The sequence below is a fragment of the Pseudoalteromonas sp. OF7H-1 genome (assembly GCF_022347825.1).
Classification (GTDB): Bacteria; Pseudomonadota; Gammaproteobacteria; order Enterobacterales; family Alteromonadaceae; genus Pseudoalteromonas; species Pseudoalteromonas maricaloris.
Genome location: NZ_JAKRFX010000038.1, coordinates 1 through 1,799, shown reverse-complemented (window position 1 = coordinate 1,799; position 1,799 = coordinate 1). Strand labels below are relative to the sequence as shown.

Annotated in this window: 1 pseudogene; it reads right to left on the bottom strand. The window is 49.6% G+C overall.

Annotation, left to right across the window (positions count from 1 at the left end):
• A pseudogene (locus MHN30_RS23685) lies at positions 1-1,799 on the bottom strand (hypothetical protein); the annotation flags it as partial.

Sequence of the window (1,799 nt, the reverse complement as noted above, 5' to 3'; positions counted from 1 at the left end):
TGGCGGATTGTTTTCCTAGGTCTTGCCAGTTGATGTCTCTTAGGTATTTAACTGGGTCGCCTTTGCCGAGCTTGCGTAGTACGGCAAGCGCAGCCGAGAGGGATTCTCCAGTATTTTTTAAGATAACCTTGCCCACGCCTTTGACTGCTGAGCCCACTACTGGCACTAAACCAATACCCGTTAGGGTAAAGGCAAGCCAAGCGTCGGTGTCGTTGGCTTCATCATCGTCGGTCAGTAACATGACATTGGCGGTGATATCTCGTAAATCCATGACTTGGTCGATAATCGGTATCATGGAAATCAAGGTGCCTACCACGATTTGTGACGTAGAGGGGTTTTGATTAAAGTCGCCTTGCAGTGTGCCCCATAACCAATCACCTGCTTGGGTTGCAATGCCATTGGCTTCTATCAGTGGTGCGGTATTGCCGCTGCGTACCATTTCAGCCGCTTGCGCTGGGGTGATTTGTCCATACAGTGGGTTTTTAGGGCGATTATCTTCTGGCAGGTAATTGCGTTTATCCTCACCATATTGCACGGTGTATTGACCGGGCGGGGCATTCTCAATTTTTGCTTTACCGCTGTCATCTAAGTTACCGGTCAGCGCTGTGCCGTTTGCAAATCGAATGGTATAAGGCGCACCCATAATTGGGCTACCATCTTGATAGGTATAAGACAACTCAATGGTACTGCTCGCCATGGTGGCAATGCCATCGGCGGCAAGTGAGAGTCGAGCATTCTCAGAGAGGGCTTGAATTTGCGGTGCACTCGGCATAGTGGCGCTTTGTTTGCTGCCAATATCTTGCTCCATGCTGCCGTCAAACACAGTCATGGCTTTGCCTTTTAAGGTCAGTAACTTGTCTGCAAAGATGTTGACGTTACCACTTGAGTCAATACTGATTTCACTGCCGCCATTGGCAAGGGTGAGGTTGCCGGAGCCACTGCCTTTAATCGTGATATTGCCTTGGCTTTGGATGATTTGACTTCCCGCTGGGGCGGTGATGGTGAGGTTGTTGTCTGCCTTGAGCTTTATATCACTTTGGATAACACTGCGATGGCTGCGACCCGCCTTAAGGGTGATATTTTGTGTGGCGCTGACGTCAATTTGATTGGCGGTGACGTCTAGGTTGGTTGCTGCATCGGCAATGACTGACTTTTTACTCTCCAGTGCCAGTTGTTGTTTGGCGCTGGCAATAAAGGTTTTATTGGTGAGTAGTCGAATTGCGCTTTTAACACTGCCAAGTTGTATATCTTTGGCCGCAAAAATATTCATCGCGCCAAGTTGCGCAAGCCAGTGAATGTAAGGCCGCTTTTTATCCCCATGTAACACCAAGTGCTGGTTGCCCGCTAGGGTTTGCAACACAACATGCGGGGTATTTGGGGTGTCATCAAACATCAATAGGTTTTGGCCGCGAGAGCAGAGCACGTTTTGGGTGTTATTGGCGCTAGTAACAACGGATGGTTGGGTGTCGTTAAGGGCAAAGCCTAACAAGTAACTTTGGTCTGGGTCGTTGTTCATACAACCGATGAGCACATTACTGTCTGGCAGCAGTGGAAAGTGTAATCCTGTCGGCTGCTTTTGACCGCGACAGGCATATTGTGTGAGGCGCTTTACCGACTCGGTCACCTGACTATCAAAATGTACTTGCGTGGCATATTGCCCTTGCGTATCGACATGAGGATTAGTCTTTGACCCCGACAGCGAACGTACCGTGGCGGTAAACACCATCGGTTTTGGGCTATGCTCTGGGGGCGCGATACGTATTGGCTCACCTCGTGGTACACACACCGACTCGCTATGA